An 18425-nucleotide genomic window follows, 5' to 3' on the forward strand; every position below is an offset into this window, starting at 1 on the left:
CTTGGGCGACTGCACCGTGCGATCCTCAGCGGGATGGGGCAGGATAAAATAATGCCACAGAGCATGCAGTGCATACAGGCCGCCAGCGATCAGAAGCACGTAGGCCCAGCTCGCCGCGATGGCGGTCCCCGTCAGGATCCAGTGACCTGCGAGCATGACGAGTAGCCCCGATCCCGTGATCGTAGCGAGTCTGTAAAACGTGGAGCGGATGCCGACAAAAAACGCTTGCTGACGAGCGGGAAGTGCCAAAAGGTAAAAACCATCCACCGAAATATCATGAGTTGCAGAAACGAATGCCACGGCGATAAAGACTACGAGCGAGGCGACAAAGAAGAACGGCGAATTGAGCGTGAAGCTCGCTCCGACAAGGCCAAGAGCGAGCACGATTTGCATAGCCACGATCCAACCGCGTTTTGTGCCGAACATTTCTATGATGGGACTCCACAGCGGCTTGATCACCCATGGTAGGTAAAGGAGACTTGTGATTCCGATAAGTTTATTCGACACGCCAAGATCTTTGTAAATGACCGTGGACATGGTATTGACGATGACGAAGGCGAGGCCTTGCGCAAAGTAAAGCGTAGGAATAAAGGCCCAGGGCGTGCGCGCGTTAGTGGGCGAATTCGGAGGCGTCATGACTGATAAGAAATTCCTTTTCTGGGGTGCGCATACTTTTGATTTCCGTTGGCGTTGTTATGGAGAAAGGTAACGGGAAAGGGCGCCGAATACAAACCTTTTCCTGTTCCCCCCCTGTCTCGGCTGTCAAACGTCACTTCAAGAGCCAGATTCTCTCAAAAGACATCCGAGACAGGGGGGGGGACAGGAAGCGGAAATACCCACTTGAAACAACACTCCTCCGGTAGCCTGTAGAATCAGGCGGCGTCTTGATCATCGGAAATGAAGTAGCCGTCGTCGAAAACGACCGTCATCGGCCCTGCCGGGCTCGCGCCGGGGGTGGCCGCGCTGGCGGGTCACGCGAAAACTCTTCAAGACCCGAGGTCTTTGATGATCCCCATGTCATCAAAGCCATCATTAAAAAATCGGGCCTTGAAGCATTCGTTGCTGACGAGGAACGCAAAGGAGAGGAGGATGTGTTCAGTACGAAGTCGGCAGTGCACTCAGGGGGCGGCAGAGCCCTGTCTGCCCGGGGATCGGGCGTGCTCACTGCGTCCCCTCGTGCATCCGAGGGCGTCCCCGCCAGTCGGAACCATTTCCCGCTCCGAACGCCTTCAGGGCAATTTGCTCAAAAAGGGTGACGTGGGGTTTCTCGCGAAGTGCGGGAAGGCCGCAAAGTTTTTTTGGTTTTCCTGTAGGGCGACAGAGCCCCGTTTCCGCATGTCGGATGTCACCCTGAAACTCTGGCCCGTGGCAAGTGAGGGCCGCTTGCCCGATCAAAATCTGGGAACACGCGCAAATTGCTTTAAGAAGCGGTGGTGGGTGGCGGCATCATGTCCGGCGGCTTCACCGAGGGGAACCACGCGGTTCTCCACAGCGGAAAGGAAACTCGGCTGAAACGGCTTTGACCGAAGCCCTGAGTTACCAAAAAAAACTTCACCCCGAAAGGCCGTGTGATTAAACCAAAAACGAGACATGAATATCTATCTCCCTACACTGCTGCACTTGCCCATGGTGACTGTCGTTATTAGCTAACGATTTTCCAATGAGTTATGTCTGTGTCGCCAGGGGTGGGAGGGGTGTGTCGAGGTTGTCGGCGTAGGCGCGGACGAGCTCCGCCTCGAAAGTGTCGATTTGGGCATTAGACAGGACTGTCTTTGTACAGGCGAGGAGGAATTGTTTTTTCAGGGGGGGGCCGAGTTTAGAAAGTTTCTCCAAGGCAGTGTCCATGGAGGCGATGGAACATTGTTCCAGTGGCAAAATCGGATAACGGTCGTGGACATCGAGGACCTTCCATCCATGTGCGTATGCCCGGTTGATTTCAGCTTCCCCGCTTCCGCCCACATGTGCGAGGCAAGAGATCAATATCCGGCATTCCGAGCTCGCGGCATCCAGGGAGAGTAATTCCACCCGTGGCGGGGGAATGAGTTTAAAGAAAATGTCCAAGTGGCGGAGGAGGGTCCGTTCCAGACAGAACTCCAGAAAGTCCACCTGCTTATCGGCGGCGATGATCTGCGCAATTTGCGTACGGAAAACCTTATACTGGTCCGGGCTCAGTTGTTTCAGGGACGGAATACAGAGATCAAGCAAGGGTAAACGCTGGTCGATCTTGAGGGTTTGAAAATCGGACTCTAGGGACTGGAACTCAGCCAGGAGCGGTGCATCCACGATTCCCATGAGTAACTCATCCTTGCCCTCGGTGGAATAATTTTCTCCTGTCAGCAGGAGGTGGATCACCACGGCCCGGGCGGAAAAGGCATTGGTCGTCGCTGAGAGGATACCCGCTGGTAATGCGTCCATGTATCCCCCGGCAAAATCCAAATGTTTCGACTGGGCTGTAGCTGATTGAGCCATTTGCTCCATGGCACCCCGGTGACTGGGGGCACTTCCACTGAGCATGGATACACCGAGAACTGCATTGAGCCCCGAATCATTCGTTGCGAGGCCTCCCGCTGAGGATAATCTAGCTGAATCTGGCTGGGCATGACTTTTCACTCCTGCATCAAGGGTCGAGGCTTGTTTATCATCGAGCTGGATATTTGCGCCTGCAATCGCTCGGATCCTGTCTTCCAATGGTGGATGTGTGGCAAAAAGCCCGGACCAGAAACCAGTCAGGCTGCTGGAGAAAAAGAGGTGGCTGGCTTCAGAGGCATGAACCGAAGCGACCCGCGAACCGACCCCGCCCGTCATGATTTTTTTGAGTGCCCCGGCGATTCCTTTCGGGTTCCGGGTGAATTGCACGGCTGAAGCATCAGCGAGGAATTCGCGTTGGCGGGAAACGGCTGCTTTGATCATATTGGCAAAAAAGATCCCGACATAACCGATAATATAAATAGCGACTCCTAATAAGATCACAGCCAAGACCACGGCCATTCCGCCGCCCTTATCGCGGGAGCTGCTCGATCCCCGCGACATAGAGCCTGAAAACCGGAAAAAGAGATATCCGACCATTGCGATCAGGAGGATTCCATTAAGTAAGCCCATGAGCCGGATATTGAGTTTCATATCGCCATTGAGTATGTGGGAGAATTCATGGGCGACGACGCCTTGCAATTCATCCCGCGATAAAGTCTGGATACATCCGCGGGTCACGCCGACGACACAATCGCTGATGGTATTTCCTGCGGCGAATGCGTTAATCGACTCGTCTTCAAGGAGATAGATATCTGGGATCGGTATCCCCGAGGCGATGGCCATTTCCTCGACGACATTGAGCAATTTGCGTTCATCCGGGTCACTGGAGTGACGGGCGAGCAGGTGGCCCCCGAGCATTTCGGCCACGGTTTTTCCGCCGCCTTGGCTGAGCTCATGGATTTTATAGAGGCTACCGAGTCCGATGAGGACGGTGACAGAAACGCTGGTCATCAGGAAAAGGCTGGGATTCCACAGGGCAATTTGCGCGGAGGGCGCGGGCTCTCCGGGGGGATGTTGGCTACTGGCTGCGTAGGAGAGGGCAAAAACCGCCAGAAAATAGATGATGATATTGATCAGGAGTACGGCGAAGACAAAAAGGGCGAGGTATTGCCCCGTTTTTTTGCGTGCCCGCTCTTGGTGTTCGAAAAAATCCATGCTGTCTCAAAAGAAAAGGCCCGTACGAATACGGGCCCGATCAAAACCTTGTTTAGAATGAAACTTTGGGAGCTTCTTTTTCGGCGGCATTCGTGACTTCGAAAAGCTGAGCCGCAGAAAAATTAAACATTCCGGCAAAAATATTATTTGGGAAGATTTCGCGCTGGGTATTATAACCCATCACCGAGTCGTTATAGGCTTGGCGGGCAAAGGAGACTTTATTTTCCGTGGAGGTGAGCTCCTCGGTGAGCTGCATCATGTTTTGATTTGCCTTTAAGTCGGGATAAGCTTCCGCGACAGCAAACAAACGGCCCATGACGCCGCCGAGCCCGGCTTCAGCATTCATGAGGTTTTGGATGGCCCCTGGATCAGTGGGGTCTGCGGCGGCTTTTTCACGTGCCCCTGAGGCGATATTACGGGCTTGGACGACGGCTTCGAGGGTGCCGCTCTCGTGTTTCATATAGGCCCGGGCTGTTTCGACCAGATTCGGGATCAGATCATAACGGCGCTTGAGCTGGACGTCGATTTGCGAGAAAGCATTTTTATAGCGGTTCCGCAAAGTAACGAGGTTATTATAAATGGAAACGACCCAGAGCGCGATAATGATAAGGATAAATATCAATACACCCACGATGGCGAGCAAAATAATCCCAATAGTCATAAACGCTACATTAAGTTTAGTTTACGATTAATCAAGCGGATAAAGATTGAATTAACCCGGAACGATTTTTCTCTTCTCCTGGGCGGACCCGGATGGTTTTTTTCGCCCGAGGTTATCCTTCGAGGGCTTCCAGGTCCGATTTAACCATGAGCTCAGCGAGGGCTTTCATGCGGGTCTGGGGTTCCCAACCGAGCTTGGCTTTAGCTTTGGAATAATCACCGACAAGCAGGTCAACCTCGGAGGGGCGTTCGAAACGGGGATCGAAATCCACGTGATCGTGCCAGTCGAGGCCGACGGCTCCGAAAGAAGCGTCGAGGAATTCCTCAATGGTATGGGTTTCGCCGGTGGCCAGGACATAATCATCGGGTTCATCCTGCTGGAGCATGCGCCACATGCCCTCGACATATTCCTTTGCATAACCCCAATCGCGTTTTGATTTGAGGTTACCGAGGGAAATTTTTTTCTGGAGGCCTTTTTTAATGCGGGCGGCGGCGATGGTAATTTTGCGTGTGACGAAATTCTCACCGCGGCGGGGGGATTCATGATTAAAGAGGATGCCGCTACAGGCATGGATACCGTAGGCCTCACGGTAATTAACGGTGAGCCAGTGGCCCATGACTTTCGCACAGGCGTAGGGGGAACGCGGCCATAGCGGAGTGGTTTCTTTTTGAGGAACCTCCTGGACTTTGCCAAACATTTCCGAGGAGGATGCTTGGTAGAACTTGGTTTTTTTGGCGATGCCGGCTTCTTTAATGGCCTCAAGGATACGCCCGACCCCGACCCCAGTGACATCGAGGGTGTATTCAGGAATGTCGAAGCTCACGCGGACGTGGCTCTGGGCGGCGAGGTTATAAATCTCGTCAGGGGTGAGATCGTAGAGGAGCTTGACCAGCGCGACACTGTCGGAGAGGTCGCCGTAATGGAGGAAAAGTCTTTTGTCCGAACCGTGCTCATAATGCATCAGGTGGTCGATACGGGTGCGTTGCACGGAGCTGCTACGGCGGACGATGCCATGGACTTCGTATCCTTTATCGAGGAGGAGCTCAGCTAGATAGGAACCGTCTTGGCCGGTGATCCCGGTGATGAGTGCTTTTTTCATAAGATTAAGGGTCTTTCTAGAGGGGGGGTGTTGGTTACTTGAAATTTTAGGGTTTAACGGAATCCACCATTGCGCCGATAATCTGGCGGAGATCCTTACTGCATTCCCAGCCGAGGATGTGTTTGGCCTTGTCGGCATGCCCACAGGAGGCGACAGGCTCGACAGAGGTCACGAGGGCTTGGTCAAATTTGACGAATTCCCGCCAGTCCAGCCCGACGTGCTCGAAAGCAAATTGCACCAGTTCCTCGACAGAATGGAGTCTACCGGTGGCGAGGATAAAATCATCGACTCGGGGCTGCTGGAGCATCATCCACATGCCGAGGACGTAATCCGGGGCCCAGCCCCAATCGCGTTTTCCGGTGAGGCTACCGAGGACGAGTTCCTTTTGTTTGCCGGCTTTGATCATGGCCGCTGCATGCGCGACTTTCATCGTGACAAAACTCGTACTACGACGCGGGGACTCATGGTTATACAGGATCGCCGAGCAGGTGGGCATCCCGTATGCCTGACGGTAAATGCGGGCCATGTGGTGCCCCATGGATTTGGCGGCGCCGTAAGGTGTCGTCGGATTAACGGGGGTGGACTCGTCCTGGGGTGAATGGGGCGGGTCACCAAAAATCTCGCTACTGGCGGCAAAAAGGAATTTCGGTGGCTCGGAAAGGTCACGCAGGATTTCGAGAATCCGGAGGGTACCCATGCCGATACCTTCCACAGTGGTTTCCGGAATCTCCAGGCTCAGGCGCGGGCTGGATTGCCCGGCGAGATGGTAAAACTCCCGGGGCTGTACCTTAAAAATAATCCGGCGCAGGTGTGTGGCATCCTGGTAGGAACCATTATGCAGGAAAAGTTTTTGATTCAAGACACCCGGATCATTGACCAAGTGCCGGATATTGCTCGATCGCAGGCTGTCGGCGCGGTGGATCAGGCCGTGGACCTCATAACCCTTTTCGAGAAGGAGCTCAGTCAGATAGGAACCGTCTTGGCCGGTAATACCGGTAATAAAAGCACGTTGAGACACGGCTTCCTTTCTAGCAGTTTTTGAGCCGGTGGCAAATCCTCTTTATGACACAACTTCCTCTTTGCAATTTACGCGGGTGTGTGTTAGGTTATTCAAAGCATCAGGAGAGGTTCGGAGGAATAGGACGAACCCGGCAACCGAGGCAGGAGAAACGCACGGTGCCATGAGTGGTTAGCGAAAGCTTTTCACTCGATGTGCGATGGGGGAACCCATCGAAACACAAAATTCTCCACGGATAGACGACATACAACCGCCCGATGCTAAAGGTCATCGCAGGCGGTTTTTTAGTCTCTCCGAGAAAAAAGAAATCCTGCTGCGTCAAAAACGAAACCAAAAATCGAAAGGGACGCACCATGAGTAACACGACAAAAAAGAATACCACGACCAAAATCATTCCAACTACCACGCCGGAACCGGCCACACAAACCGGTTCAGCCGGGGGGCAGGCCTCTCGTCAAGAGACGGGAACGCTGTCGCTGCGGGTAAATGACACGAATGTGAACCATCATTTGTGGAATAACAACGGGACCTGGTGGCTCCACTACACGCTGCACCTGCCGGACTTCACCAAAAAACGGGTACGCAAATCGCTCCACACATCTTCACTGGAGCGGGCGCGCAAATTGCGTGATTGCCTACTGGAGAAAGACGGGACCGTGTCGGTATCGAATTGCGAACAGGTCGTCCCCCCGGACGGCTTGTCTGCATGAGCGGCTCGACGGCCCCCGACGATCTTTCATGCCCTTGTTTTGAAAATCGAAGGTTTTTGATGAGGGCTCACTTATCTCCTCACAGTTTTTGTGACTCGCCACTGCCCCTATCCCAACGGGATAAAATCATATAGCCCATGGTGGTGATGCACTTGCGTCATTACCATGGGTTCACTTTCAAATCCACCATCAACCCTGAAAGGGGTTGAATCTTGGCCGTGTGTGATGAAAATAGTCCTTGGCAGATACAACCCCTTTCAGGGTAAATCCTTGCATCCGGTTTCCCTCGGGGTAGATCGCGAGGAATACTTCCCAACCCCGGGCTATAAGATCGGAATCTTTTCAGGATACAGGAAATGACTCCTTATCCCCGTTATTCATGGTGAAAACTACCCGCCACGTCCGGCAAAAACGGCGCGAGGGAGAGTGTGCGCCCCCCCCAGCTGAAAAATCAGAGCTATACTGTGTTCATCCGAGGATAAAATATCCCCCCCTCGATCACCTTGGTGTCTTGGCGGTTCAAATTGATGGCGAGCAAATTGCGCGGACAAACTGACTTTTCTTTTTTTCCCCTAGCCATGTGCCCATTGTACCCGTGTGGCATGCGAGACACGTCTCGGAGACTTGACAGCACAGTCTTGCGCCTGCGTACTCCGAAGCCCGGCTCAGCGGTGAGTTCAGGAATGTTTTGCATACCGATACGCCATGGGCAACTTTACAATTTGCCAGAGTGTGATTATTTTACCAGCCTATGTTCTCAATCTCCCGTCAAATTGCCCAATCAAAACTATTCCAAAGATACATCCTCACGGTCATTGTCCTTGCCGGAATACTCATCGGCCTTGAAACCTCTCCTACTATAATGGCCAAGGCGGGGACATTCATTCATTTTCTCGATAAAGTCATCATCGGTATTTTTGTCTTAGAAATCACGATTAAAGTGATGGCAGCTTGCCCGCGGCCTCAGGATTATTTCAAAGATGGCTGGAATATTTTCGACTTTGCCATAGTCGCGGTATGCCTGCTGCCTGTCCCTACGCAATTTGTCGCGGTTTTCCGATTACTGCGTGTGCTGCGGGTACTCCGTCTCATCACCCATTTACCCCGTCTCCAAATGTTAATCGGGGCGATCTTTAAAAGTATCCCCTCCATGGGGTATGTGACCATGCTCACTGCCTTACTTTTTTATCTTTATGCTGTCACGGGGGTATTTCTTTTCCGGGAGAATGACCCTCTGCATTTCGGTTCTCTCTGGCAAGCTTTCCTGACTCTATTCGGCGTAGTGACTTTAGAGGGGTGGATCGATGTGATGAATATCCAGATCAGTGGGAGTGCTGCATTTCCGGAAATATTTGCCGGGACAGCCGTTCATTCGACTCCCCACCCTATTTTTGCTCCTTTCTATTTTATCTCATTTATTATTTTTGGAACCATGATCGTTTTGAATCTTTTTATCGGGGTCATCGTTAATAGTATGGAAGAAATGCACGAGGAAATCCTCTCACAGGAGGCTAAGATGAATAAACAAAATCTCTCTTCTACCGAAGGGCAAATTGAACGTGTCCTTGTACAACTCACCGAGATCCAGACATTCCTCCAGGAATTAAAAAACCAGCCGGCACAAGTAGAAGAAAAAAATAAGGTTTGAGCTTTTTTATGGCGGGCAAATTGCGTACGGGTCACCCCCCCCGGACGGCTTGTCTGCCTAATGGCCGCTTATTTTCTAAGCATAAAACAACCGAGACCCGCCTATCCCGGCGCAAATGAAGGGCCCCGCCCAAAAGATCATTTTCCGAATACGGAGCGACTCTTTATCCTCATCACTCACGATCCTCGGATCGTCATGATCAGGATAAATCCTTTGGTCGAGATAAAGCAAAATTCTTTTCCATAAAAATAGAGGATATGGTGCGACCGATGCCGTATGAGCTACAGGAATTTTCACCTTTGATAAATGAAATCCGGTGTAGGTAGGTAGCTCTACCTGAGGGATTAATGTTTCTTTGAGGAAGAACTACTGCCGGTGAAAAAGGACTCCATGTCGTCACCTGTTTTATTCATCGTTTTACCGACTTTTTCGGTGAATGTGGCGTCTTTTTTACCTTGGTACTTGAGTTTTTTCGTACGGAGCACATTACCGGTGTAGGCGGAGATCGTTAACTCGCCGAGGTGGTGGTTCTGCGCATCATAAACATTTAGAATCCAGATGGGATTGGACTCGGGATTTTCAGGTTTGATTTTGGTCAGGACATAATCCGCACGGTAAATGAGGAGGTTATTTTCTTTTTCAGCGATTTCTTTGGCCATTTTAAATGCCCCATCGGAATTCATCTTCAGTTTATTGAGGTCGATGGCGTATTTTTCACCGGCACCGCCGAAAAACTGCAAAGGACGCGATGTTTTTTTCGGGGTTGCCCCATCCATTTCAAGGATGAGTTTATGGTCTTTTTCCAGGGGATCGTAGAAAGTGACTTCCCAAATGACGGGATTTGGAGTGCCTTTTCCACCCTTGATCCCGAGGATGATTTCTTTGGCCTGAGGATTCACGTACCCTTGGGCGGCACGCATGGCCTCATAAGCAGACACCCGCGGAGTGACCTGCGCGGGTGCATACAATGAGAATGATATAACACCAAGAAAAATAAGGAATGCGGTTTTCATGCATCCAATATAAGCATTAGTTGAGCAAATCGGCAACCAAGGAACGCTCTTCTTTTAGTTCATTGATGGTCGTATCGATTTTGGACTGGCTGTATTCATCAATGGACAGGTCTTGGACAATCGAGAGTTTTTTCCCGTCACTGACGACTGGGAATGAGGTAATCAGGCCTTTATCGATGCCATAACTGCCGTCGGAGGCCAAACATACACTGTGGAATTCACCGGATTCAGTCGGGAAATGGATGGAACGAACGCTGTCAATGATGGCATTAGCGGCACTCGCGGCGGAACTAGCCCCGCGGGCTTTAATGATCGCTGCCCCCCGTTGTTGGACCGTGGAGATGAATTCCCCTTTGAGCCATGCGTGGTCTGTAATGACTTCCGTAACGGGTTTGTCGCCGATGGTGGCGTTCGTGAAATCAGGGTATTGGGTGGAGGAGTGGTTACCCCAGACACCGAGTTTTTTGACTTCGGTAATGTCCACACCGGCTTTTTTCGCCAATTGGGACTTGGCCCGGTTCTCGTCCAGGCGGGTCATGGCAAAAAAGCGGTCGCTCGGGATGTCCTTTGCATTATTCATGGCAATCAAGGCGTTTGTATTACAAGGATTTCCGACGACATGGATACGAATGTCACTGGCGGCATTTTTCTGGATGGCTTGGCCTTGGCCGATAAAGATTTTACCATTGATCGCGAGAAGGTCCCCGCGTTCCATTCCTTGTTTACGGGGGACACTGCCGACGAGCAGGGCCCAGTTCACGTCTTTAAAGCCTTCATTGAGGTCGGCGGTAGGAACGATTCCTTTAAGCAGCGGGAAAGCACAATCATCGAGCTCCATACAGACCCCTTGCAACGCGGGTAAGGCGGGTTCGATCTCGATCAAATGCAGGCAGACAGGCTGGTCAGGGCCGAAAAGGGCTCCGGAAGCGATGCGGAAAACGAGGGAATAACCGATTTGCCCTGCGGCACCGGTGATAGCGACATGAATAGGTGTTTTGCTCATAATAATTTCTTTTGAGTTCAGGTTTTTGACTTTGTTGAATTTTCACCCCAGCATAATAAAAACCATCGCCGACGCAAGACTTCCGCGATAAATAGCAATCCATAATCAGGACCGAACCACTCGTGAAAGGTATTTCACCACGAAGGAAAGGAGGATGTGCTCAGTGCAAAGTGCCCGGTGCTCAGTTGGCAGCGCGCTAGAGCGAGCGGGCCCCCACTTACCACGGGCCAGAGTTTCTCTGGTTACATCCGACATTCGGCAACCGGGCCGGTCGCCCTACACAAAAAGGGTTTGACCCCCAGCACTGCTTCCCCCCTTCGTGGTACTTGGCGGACTTCGCGAGAAACTTTTTTTCCTGAGTGATTTTTATGGTGAAATTTTCCCGTCCGTGTCCCGGGGCAGGACGACATCTCTGGCGCGGGACTCAGGGGTGACTTTTACCGAGAGCAATTTTCCTGACTGATAGGTGGCTTCCACGATTGTTTGATCTGGGGCGTGTAGTTTAAATTCCACATCCCATTCTATCGGCCATGCGGGGAGGAGATGGATCTTCTCGGCGTCGCACTGCATGAGCATGCGCTGGATGGCGATCATCGCCACACCACCCTGGTCCTGGGTCGGGCATCCAGTCGAAACCACGTCCTTCACGGTCCCAGATGGCCGGGAAACGGCTTTTAGGATGATATTGGGAGAAATTTTTCACCACGTCGTGTTTGGCCTCATCCGCGAGGCCAACCATCGCCGCCTGAACAAGTGTGCATGAAACGCTGGAGCTCATACCCCCGGGTGACAATGTCCGCCTCGGGAGTCCCCTGGATCCGCACGTGGCTGCGGCTCCAGATCTGCGCCCACCATTGCTCGTGTGCGGCCCGTGCATTTGCGGAGTCTATCTGCGTCATTTGCGCATCGGGCTTTTCAATCGCCGCGACCCATTCGTCTGCCGATTTCATCTGCGCGGTGAGAACGGTGCACTCCAGGCAAAAAGATTCCACCGCTCTCAGAGTCTCTAGGCAAGAGATGGATTTTTCACCAGATTTTGCCCGCGCAATTTGCATCCGGAGGTCAGGCCGATCAAGGGATCAGTCACCTCACCCGCGAGATGGCCCATGTCCTGCCGCTTGAAGGTTTCGGCCACGACCGAGGATTCATTCCGGTGATACCAAAGCAGGGACTGGTCTGGCGTACTGGTGATGCTGTCGGGATATTCAAATATTTTCTCGAACTCGAGATTCTGCCCCATGTAGGAGTGTGCCTCCGCAGGTTTTGTCACCTCGCGGATCCCCGTGCGCCAGAGCTCTAGATGGATCGTGGCCTCGACAGGGATATCCGATTGAGCTTCCAGCCGGTTCCCCGGCCTCGATCGTGATGGTCCCCTTTTGTATATCGAGGATCTGGCGAAAGGGGGTGCCTGCCTTAAAAGGATGATGAGCAAAGCGCACACGCACACGCCCGAGCTTGAGGAGTTGCTGGTATTCACTATAGGAGTCCGTCTTCGAAATGTAAAATTGCAGGTCTCCATTTTCCTCGACCCAGAGATTGATACCGATATCTCTATTACCTAGTGGCATGGAGCCAGAGGGGTTCACACTCGGCCGTTTCCATGTGAGTGCGGGAAAACGGTATTCATCATATTAACTCCCTGAAACAAACGATTTCACGGGGCTCATTGATGCTCTCCCGGCCCGGAGACACACACACGATGGAAAAAACCGGGACGACGCCCCTGTACATGTGGAATATGGTGATCGCACCCCGGCTCTGGAAACAATTAATCCCGCAGATCCTGACACCCGAGGAGTCACATCTTTTAACCCGTCACAAGGCCTCCCCATTAGCCCGACTCCCCGAGGAGAAACTCGTCGCTATCGAGCAAACCGTGATCCGACTGAAAAATCTCAAAGGTAAACGCCTGCTTTTCACCCATCTTTTGACGGATTTACTCATGCACCTGCTCGATCGGGGTTTACCTCCCCAGCCATCAAGATTACCCGCCGCTTTAAAAAACGCCCTCGCTAGCCTGGACTCGCCCGACTCCCTCCGTGAAGGACTCTCCGCTATGACGCGTGCTGCAAATTATTCCAGGGAACACCCCTCACGTGCGCTCAAACGCCTGAGCGGAAAATCGCCCACGGACTGGATCCTCGAAAAACGCTTAGCGCGGGCGTGTGAACTGCTCATGAGCAGCGATGAGAAAATCATCGATGTCGCCTACGATACCGGCTTTAACCATCTCGGTTATTTTACCCGTACCTTTACCCGGTTCAAGGGACTCCCCCCGCGCAAATGGCGTGAACAAAAACGCCAGGAGTCCATGGTGACGCAAGATTATATCCCCCGTAAATGAGGCTACCGAGTAATAGAATGATGACCAAGGCCGTGCCTTTCTCCTCCTCCATACTCCAGATGAGATCAAGCAGTCGCGGAAGCGAGGATATCCTCGGACATATCGAAATTTGCGTAAACATTTTGCACGTCTTCATGGTCTTCGAGGGCTTCAACAAGGATGAGCACCTGCCGTGCAATTTGCGCGTCAGTCACCGGAGTGACATTTTCGGGGATGAACTCCAGTTTGCCGGAGTCAGGAACGATTTTTGCGGTGGTCAAAGCAGTTTTCACCGAGTCGAAAGACTCCAGGGGGGCGATCACCTCGAAAAAGTCACCCACCGGTCTGATATCCTCGGCTCCGGCATCAAGGGCACATTCCATGAGTTTTTCTTCTGTCACTTTGACGGCGGAGATCACGAACCGGCCTTTTTTATGGAACATCCACGCGACACTACCGCTCCCGCCGAGGTTACCATGATACTTGGTAAAAAGCATCCGGACATCCGCTGCCGTACGGTTCTTATTGTCGCTCATACATTCCACGACAAAAGCGACTCCCCCGGCCCCGTAACCTTCATAGACGAATTCCTCCATCTGGTTACCCCCGAGTTCACCCGCCCCTTTTTTTACGGCGCGTTCGATATTATCATTGGGCATGCTCTGGCTACGGGCGGCGTCGATAGCTGTACGCAGGCGGGGGTTAAATTCCGGAGTGCCCCCACCCAAACGTGCCGCCATTTGGACTTCCTTAGAGAGTTTACTGAAAAGTTTGCCGCGTTTTGAATCCGCCGCATTTTTTGTCCTTTGTATATTTGCCCAGTGACTATGACCTGCCATGCCGATGAGATTGCAGAAAATCATCTGCCGATGACAACCAAAAAAACTTTCTTTCATTTCCGTAGATGCCTAGATTCCCCAGATGGGGCAAGAGCTCGATCACGATACACAACTCATGGTACAGGTAAGCAAAGGGGACCTTCGTGCCTTTGAAGAGCTCGTGGAGAAACATAAAGCCTCGGTCATTAATGCCGTTTATAAGATGATTAATGACCTCATTGAGGCCGAGGACATCGCGCAAAATGTCTTTATCCAGATATACAAGGCCGCACCGCGTTACCAGCCCAGCGCGAAATTCACCACTTGGATGTTCACCATCGTGCGCAATCTCTCTCTGAATGAAATCCGCCGCCGGAGCATCCATAAACTCGATTCCCTCGAGGGCTCCCAGCTCCCCGACGATAGCGAACGCGCCGAGCCGCAATTTGCCGATCCAAAAACAAAAAACTCGATCCAGGTCGCCGAACAAAACGAGCTGGAACGGGCCATCGACGAGGCTATGGCTTCCCTGCCCGAGAATCAAAGGACAGCCCTGGTCTTACGCCGATACGAGGACATGCCCTATGAAGAGATCGCCAAAATCATCAATTGCTCGGTGCCCGCGACGAAATCCATCATCTTCCGCGCACGCGAGACCATGAAAGAAAAACTCCGCGGTTTTCTGGAGCCCTAAAGGAACAAGCTGAAAACATGCAGGATAATGGCCAACCCCGGAAAATCGATATCGCTCTCAAGATCCTCTCCTATGTGTTAGGCCTGCCTTTATTAGCCGGATTTGTCTGGATCTCGGGCAAATTCACCGGTCTGCTATTATTCGCCGTGATCACTGGCGTCTGCCTGATTCTGGCCATCTTTGTCGAGCTTTACAGTGTTTTTATCGCAAAACGGAATCATCTTCCCCTTTTTATGGCTGGATTATGGGCGATGGCAGGGATTTGGACGGCTTGGTTCGCCACGGAGAATATGCGGATGATCCTGTACATGCTTCTCGCGGTGATCCTGTACTTTGTGATTATGTGGGTGATTAATGACGGTCACGGGATCAAAGGCCTATTTATGATCCACCGCTCCCAGGTTTATGCCGGCCTCGCTATGTGGTTCGCCGCCTTCGCCCGGTTCCCGAACCAACCGGATATCGCCATCATCTTGATTATTGCGATTCCTTTTTATCTCTGGATCGGACTCGCATTCCACCTCCAAGAAAGCATTCATAAGGTCGATGATGCGAATAAATCGTATTATGAGACCGACCATGATAACGGGGTGAGTACCGGCGCCCTGTGGTTCTACCGGATTTTTACGGTTCTGGGGATTGTTTGCGCTCTCGTCGTCATCATATTTTTCAAGTACTGCCGCGACCACCGTCTGCTTGAGGCCAGACAAGGCCAGCCCGCACCCACTTTCCTAGGCCTAATCGGTGAAGTCATCGACACCTACCAAAAGGGTACTCCCCCGCCACCGGATGATGAACCCCTCCCCCGATAACCAATAGTATTTCTTTGAAAACCGCCAATATCTGGGCGGGATACACCTTGATTTTCCCGATTCAAGATAAAAGCAAGACCCCGATTTAAACTTATTTCTTTTTGCCGTATTTCTTTTCGATAGCTTGGAGGATGATCTTCAGGGTTTTGACGCGGGAATGCCATTTGAATTCGCCCTCGATCAAGTGCCAGGGGGCGGATTTGGTATGGGTTTGTTTAAACATATCATCGGCAGCCTCGATATATTGTTCCCACTTGCGGCGATTACGCCAATCTTCCTCATTGATTTTCCAGTGTTTATAAGGATCTTCCGCACGGGATTTGAACCGGCGGAGCTGTTCCTTTTTCGATACATGGATATAAAATTTCAGGATCAGACTGCCCGCATCTGAGAGCGTTTTTTCGAAATGGTTGATTTCTTCATAAGCCCGTTTCCATTCAGGCTCCGAGCAAAAGCCCTCGATCCTTTCGACAAGCACACGGCCATACCAGGAACGGTCAAAGATCGCAATTTGCCCGAATGTCGGGACTTTCGTCCAGAAACGCCAGAGGTAATGATGGTTGTATTCCTCTTCGGTCGGTTTGATCACGGACCACACCCGGATGAGGCGCGGGTCCATCCTCTCGGCGAAACGTTTGATCACCCCGCCTTTGCCCGCTGCATCAGGGCCCTCGAAAATCAAAATGATATTACTTTTGGTTTCGAGGATCGGGCGCTGCCAGCTCAGCAGGCCCAGCTGCAATTCCTTGAGTTTTTGCTTATAATCTTCTTTTGTCGCCATTTGCTTCGACAAATCCAGATCTTCGATTTTTAAAGACATATAAAATAATGGGGGGGGGTCAGTTGCGAGTGTGGCCCCTGTCTTAACCCAAGCGTAAGAACTTGGCGAGGGCAATTTGCACTTCTTCCGTAACAATTTGCGTGAGGCTCTGGCCCTTGCGGATCACGCAGGCCCCCGGCGGGGCCCAAATGACCGGATTTGTCGGCCCGAAAAGTGTGATCACAGGGCTGCCGACCGCTGCTGCCAGATGACTGATGCCGCTGTCATGCCCCACAAATACCGTCGCGGTCCCGAGCGCGGCTGCTAGCACTGGTAAGGGAAGTTCATCCAGCACTTTTACCCGTGGTCCGGGTGCGAACCGTGCAAATGCGGCTTTTGTCTCGATCTCCACCTCACCGAAAACCAGCGCAATTTGCGCGGGTGTGCGTTTGAGGAGCCACTGAATAATCTCTACCCAGTTTTCTAAGGGCCAGTTTTTAGACGGACTCCCGCTTCCGGGATGAATGACTACCCGGAAGCCCGGCTTTGGGCCGAGGATTTTTGCGGCTTCAGCCTGGTCTTGCACCGTGGAATAAACCCGTGGCGCAAAATCCCCGGGGAAAATCCCTATTTTCTCTAAGCCCCGCGCAAATTGTTCTGAGGCCGGGAGGGGTTTATTTTCATCAGGCTTATGGGGTAGCTGCAAGATATGCCGTGCACCGGCCTTGCGCAAATTGCCATGGAAAATATCATCCGGATCATAAAAAAATGAAATGATCTGGTGGAAGGAGGCGAAGTACGCACATAACTCCTCCGGTAAATCCGAATCCGCCCCATAGAACCGGGACAAAGGCCCGTAATCAATCGAACGCACCTTCTCGGCATAAACCCGTTCCACAGCCAGAGCCGCAATCCGGGGGTAACCCATAATCTCGATTTGTGAGTCCTGTATTTCCCGTTTTAATGCCGCCATCACCGGCAACGAGAGAATAAAATCCCCTAATGCTCCCCCCCGTATCACTAAGAGCCTCGGCATCCCTTTATTCAAGATGGGGTTGATTGCTGTATTCATTAAAAGGGGATGCGCCGTGGGTTGCCCGGGCCATCATTTCCGCGGTTAAAGCCACTGGGGGATATTCATGGAGGCGGGCGGGGGTGCGTCCCGTGAGGAGTTCCCACCAGAGTTTAACATTGGCCAGTACGACCAAGATGACGAGAATCATAAAAATGGCTGTCACCACGACATCCATTTGGTTATTAAAAATTTGGATTTTGAATTTCTCGGTATCGCCCACAGTGCCCGTGGGCAGTTGCCCCCGGAATTTTTCAATGGCCGCCAAAAATCCCAGCCTTGGATTCGGATCAAAAATCTTTTGCCAACCAGCCGTCATGGTCACACTAAAGAGGAAGAACATCGGAATAGCCGTACACCATGCGTAACGGGGACGGCCCATCTTAATAACGAGGGTCGTGCCCAAGCTGAAAGCGATCACAAACCAAAGGGCATTGATCGTTTCACCGCGGTGGAAGGCGATGACAGCGAGTGAACCGGCCCCGAGTAGGGAAATGAGCAACCACCCGAATGCCGGTAAAATTTGTTTCGATAAATCCATAGTTCTTTTTAAAGGGTTTTCAGAATAAAGAAGCCAGCATGGTATCGACATTTTTTCCAGATGAAAATGCCAAACTAAGCAAATTGATCCAACTCCACTACCCCCAGAAAATGCCGCGGATGGCCGCCTCTCTCCCCCCCGACAAGGCTGCGGGATCAACAGGAAAAAAGGATATCAAAAATTCTTTCTTTACCATCACCTCCCCGTATCATGACATCAATCACATGGAAATCCGTTCGATACAAACGCCGGGGAGCGCGCCCGGCTCGGGTGCAGGCGAAGGCGTCCCGCCCGAGTCCATTCCGGTAACGACATTCTACCACTCTAATGCTTTTGGTCTCTGCGGTGAATACGACTCCACGGGCGATTTGTGCATTGTTCGAGGAAAAGAAGAAGTCAGTGCACAGTTTACCTGCGGTAATTTGCTTAAATCCTACGGTTACGCCCCCGGCTCCGGCTGGTCCACTGACCCGCTCTTCATGAAGGTTGTTTCTCCACCCGCTGGCAGTGGGCAGTCAGCAGTGTTCAGTTATTTGTATTTTCATAATGACGCACTCGGGACCCCGCAC

General features: G+C 52.0%; 22 protein-coding genes and 1 riboswitch. Of the genes, 7 read left to right on the forward strand and 15 right to left on the reverse strand.

Annotated elements, in window-relative coordinates; genetic code table 11:
- The coding region (locus SGI98_07040) for an MFS transporter (GenBank protein MDZ4743159.1) at positions 1-636 on the reverse strand (636 nt) is incomplete at its 3' end.
- A 453-nt stretch (positions 637-1089) separates the two neighbouring features.
- Here SGI98_07040 and SGI98_07045 point away from each other — a divergent pair.
- Positions 1090-1512, forward strand: a complete 423-nt coding sequence (locus SGI98_07045) for a hypothetical protein (protein MDZ4743160.1) — start codon at positions 1090-1092, stop codon at positions 1510-1512.
- Positions 1513-1665: 153 nt separating this feature from the next.
- Here the strand turns inward: SGI98_07045 and SGI98_07050 are convergent, their stop codons facing one another.
- From SGI98_07050 to SGI98_07065, 4 genes are all read right to left on the reverse strand, one after another.
- Complete coding sequence (locus SGI98_07050; GenBank protein MDZ4743161.1) at positions 1666-3684, reverse strand: M48 family metallopeptidase; 2019 nt, start codon at positions 3682-3684, stop codon at positions 1666-1668.
- A 52-nt stretch (positions 3685-3736) separates the two neighbouring features.
- Positions 3737-4345: a LemA family protein gene (locus tag SGI98_07055; protein MDZ4743162.1), complete on the reverse strand. Its 609-nt coding sequence runs from the start codon at positions 4343-4345 to the stop codon at positions 3737-3739.
- Between the two features lie 112 nt (positions 4346-4457).
- Entirely contained in the window at positions 4458-5444 is a 987-nt protein-coding gene (gene gmd / locus SGI98_07060) for a GDP-mannose 4,6-dehydratase (protein ID MDZ4743163.1), read from the reverse strand.
- Between the two features lie 46 nt (positions 5445-5490).
- Positions 5491-6462 carry a GDP-mannose 4,6-dehydratase gene (locus SGI98_07065; protein ID MDZ4743164.1) on the reverse strand — a complete coding sequence of 324 codons (972 nt, stop codon included), beginning with the start codon at positions 6460-6462 and terminating at the stop codon, positions 5491-5493.
- Between the two features lie 92 nt (positions 6463-6554).
- A riboswitch (SAM-I-IV-variant riboswitch) is annotated at positions 6555-6693 on the forward strand.
- A 122-nt stretch (positions 6694-6815) separates the two neighbouring features.
- Here SGI98_07065 and SGI98_07070 point away from each other — a divergent pair.
- On the forward strand, positions 6816-7172 hold the full coding sequence (locus SGI98_07070) for a hypothetical protein (GenBank protein ID MDZ4743165.1): 357 nt from the start codon (positions 6816-6818) through the stop codon (positions 7170-7172).
- 457 nt (positions 7173-7629) lie between these two features.
- On the opposite strand, the gene SGI98_07075 is transcribed toward SGI98_07070, so the two are convergent.
- Positions 7630-7866 carry a hypothetical protein gene (locus tag SGI98_07075; GenBank protein ID MDZ4743166.1) on the reverse strand — a complete coding sequence of 79 codons (237 nt, stop codon included), beginning with the start codon at positions 7864-7866 and terminating at the stop codon, positions 7630-7632.
- A gap of 57 nt (positions 7867-7923) precedes the next feature.
- On the opposite strand from SGI98_07075, the gene SGI98_07080 reads away from it, so the two are divergent.
- On the forward strand, positions 7924-8820 hold the full coding sequence (locus SGI98_07080; protein ID MDZ4743167.1) for an ion transporter: 897 nt from the start codon (positions 7924-7926) through the stop codon (positions 8818-8820).
- A 344-nt stretch (positions 8821-9164) separates the two neighbouring features.
- Here the strand turns inward: SGI98_07080 and SGI98_07085 are convergent, their stop codons facing one another.
- The 5 genes from SGI98_07085 to SGI98_07105 form a co-directional block, all read right to left on the reverse strand.
- Complete coding sequence (locus SGI98_07085) at positions 9165-9833, reverse strand: hypothetical protein (GenBank protein MDZ4743168.1); 669 nt, start codon at positions 9831-9833, stop codon at positions 9165-9167.
- Positions 9834-9849: 16 nt separating this feature from the next.
- Complete coding sequence (locus SGI98_07090) at positions 9850-10836, reverse strand: malate dehydrogenase (protein ID MDZ4743169.1); 987 nt, start codon at positions 10834-10836, stop codon at positions 9850-9852.
- 366 nt (positions 10837-11202) lie between these two features.
- Positions 11203-11484: a hypothetical protein gene (locus SGI98_07095; protein MDZ4743170.1), complete on the reverse strand. Its 282-nt coding sequence runs from the start codon at positions 11482-11484 to the stop codon at positions 11203-11205.
- A gap of 71 nt (positions 11485-11555) precedes the next feature.
- Complete coding sequence (locus SGI98_07100) at positions 11556-11786, reverse strand: hypothetical protein (GenBank protein MDZ4743171.1); 231 nt, start codon at positions 11784-11786, stop codon at positions 11556-11558.
- 56 nt (positions 11787-11842) lie between these two features.
- Entirely contained in the window at positions 11843-12313 is a 471-nt protein-coding gene (locus tag SGI98_07105; GenBank protein MDZ4743172.1) for a DUF5703 domain-containing protein, read from the reverse strand.
- A gap of 222 nt (positions 12314-12535) precedes the next feature.
- On the opposite strand from SGI98_07105, the gene SGI98_07110 reads away from it, so the two are divergent.
- Positions 12536-13180, forward strand: a complete 645-nt coding sequence (locus SGI98_07110; GenBank protein MDZ4743173.1) for a helix-turn-helix transcriptional regulator — start codon at positions 12536-12538, stop codon at positions 13178-13180.
- Between the two features lie 65 nt (positions 13181-13245).
- Here the strand turns inward: SGI98_07110 and SGI98_07115 are convergent, their stop codons facing one another.
- Entirely contained in the window at positions 13246-14055 is an 810-nt protein-coding gene (locus tag SGI98_07115) for a YebC/PmpR family DNA-binding transcriptional regulator (GenBank protein ID MDZ4743174.1), read from the reverse strand.
- A gap of 25 nt (positions 14056-14080) precedes the next feature.
- On the opposite strand from SGI98_07115, the gene SGI98_07120 reads away from it, so the two are divergent.
- Both SGI98_07120 and SGI98_07125 read left to right on the forward strand, forming a co-directional pair.
- A complete protein-coding gene (locus tag SGI98_07120; protein MDZ4743175.1) occupies positions 14081-14671 on the forward strand; it encodes a sigma-70 family RNA polymerase sigma factor in 591 nt (196 codons plus the stop codon).
- Between the two features lie 17 nt (positions 14672-14688).
- Positions 14689-15483: a hypothetical protein gene (locus SGI98_07125; GenBank protein MDZ4743176.1), complete on the forward strand. Its 795-nt coding sequence runs from the start codon at positions 14689-14691 to the stop codon at positions 15481-15483.
- Positions 15484-15574: 91 nt separating this feature from the next.
- Here the strand turns inward: SGI98_07125 and SGI98_07130 are convergent, their stop codons facing one another.
- From SGI98_07130 to SGI98_07140, 3 genes are read right to left on the reverse strand one after another with little or no spacing between them, the layout of a single operon-like run.
- Positions 15575-16303, reverse strand: a complete 729-nt coding sequence (locus tag SGI98_07130; GenBank protein ID MDZ4743177.1) for a UDP-galactose-lipid carrier transferase — start codon at positions 16301-16303, stop codon at positions 15575-15577.
- 43 nt (positions 16304-16346) lie between these two features.
- Entirely contained in the window at positions 16347-17315 is a 969-nt protein-coding gene (locus tag SGI98_07135) for a glycosyltransferase family 9 protein (GenBank protein MDZ4743178.1), read from the reverse strand.
- Positions 17284-17856, reverse strand: coding sequence for a hypothetical protein (locus tag SGI98_07140; protein MDZ4743179.1), 573 nt, complete (start codon positions 17854-17856; stop codon positions 17284-17286). The genes SGI98_07135 and SGI98_07140 overlap by 32 nt, the downstream gene beginning before the upstream one ends.
- 38 nt (positions 17857-17894) lie before the next feature.
- Here SGI98_07140 and SGI98_07145 point away from each other — a divergent pair.
- Positions 17895-18425: hypothetical protein (locus tag SGI98_07145; protein MDZ4743180.1), on the forward strand; the 531-nt coding region annotated here is incomplete at its 3' end.

Source organism: Verrucomicrobiota bacterium (genome assembly GCA_034440155.1).
Lineage (GTDB): Bacteria > Verrucomicrobiota > Verrucomicrobiia > JAWXBN01 > JAWXBN01 > JAWXBN01.

Coding starts and splice junctions, on each gene's coding strand:
- SGI98_07045 (MDZ4743160.1), top strand. CDS start 1,090: ATGTGTTCAGTACGAAGTCGGCAGTGCACTCAGGGGGCGGCAGAGCCC.
- SGI98_07050 (MDZ4743161.1), bottom strand. CDS start 3,684: ATGGATTTTTTCGAACACCAAGAGCGGGCACGCAAAAAAACGGGGCAA.
- SGI98_07055 (MDZ4743162.1), bottom strand. CDS start 4,345: ATGACTATTGGGATTATTTTGCTCGCCATCGTGGGTGTATTGATATTT.
- gmd (MDZ4743163.1), bottom strand. CDS start 5,444: ATGAAAAAAGCACTCATCACCGGGATCACCGGCCAAGACGGTTCCTAT.
- SGI98_07070 (MDZ4743165.1), top strand. CDS start 6,816: ATGAGTAACACGACAAAAAAGAATACCACGACCAAAATCATTCCAACT.
- SGI98_07075 (MDZ4743166.1), bottom strand. CDS start 7,866: ATGCAAAACATTCCTGAACTCACCGCTGAGCCGGGCTTCGGAGTACGC.
- SGI98_07080 (MDZ4743167.1), top strand. CDS start 7,924: ATGTTCTCAATCTCCCGTCAAATTGCCCAATCAAAACTATTCCAAAGA.
- SGI98_07085 (MDZ4743168.1), bottom strand. CDS start 9,833: ATGAAAACCGCATTCCTTATTTTTCTTGGTGTTATATCATTCTCATTG.
- SGI98_07090 (MDZ4743169.1), bottom strand. CDS start 10,836: ATGAGCAAAACACCTATTCATGTCGCTATCACCGGTGCCGCAGGGCAA.
- SGI98_07100 (MDZ4743171.1), bottom strand. CDS start 11,786: ATGAAATCGGCAGACGAATGGGTCGCGGCGATTGAAAAGCCCGATGCG.
- SGI98_07110 (MDZ4743173.1), top strand. CDS start 12,536: ATGGAAAAAACCGGGACGACGCCCCTGTACATGTGGAATATGGTGATC.
- SGI98_07115 (MDZ4743174.1), bottom strand. CDS start 14,055: ATGAAAGAAAGTTTTTTTGGTTGTCATCGGCAGATGATTTTCTGCAAT.
- SGI98_07120 (MDZ4743175.1), top strand. CDS start 14,081: ATGGGGCAAGAGCTCGATCACGATACACAACTCATGGTACAGGTAAGC.
- SGI98_07125 (MDZ4743176.1), top strand. CDS start 14,689: ATGCAGGATAATGGCCAACCCCGGAAAATCGATATCGCTCTCAAGATC.
- SGI98_07130 (MDZ4743177.1), bottom strand. CDS start 16,303: ATGTCTTTAAAAATCGAAGATCTGGATTTGTCGAAGCAAATGGCGACA.
- SGI98_07135 (MDZ4743178.1), bottom strand. CDS start 17,315: ATGAATACAGCAATCAACCCCATCTTGAATAAAGGGATGCCGAGGCTC.
- SGI98_07140 (MDZ4743179.1), bottom strand. CDS start 17,856: ATGGATTTATCGAAACAAATTTTACCGGCATTCGGGTGGTTGCTCATT.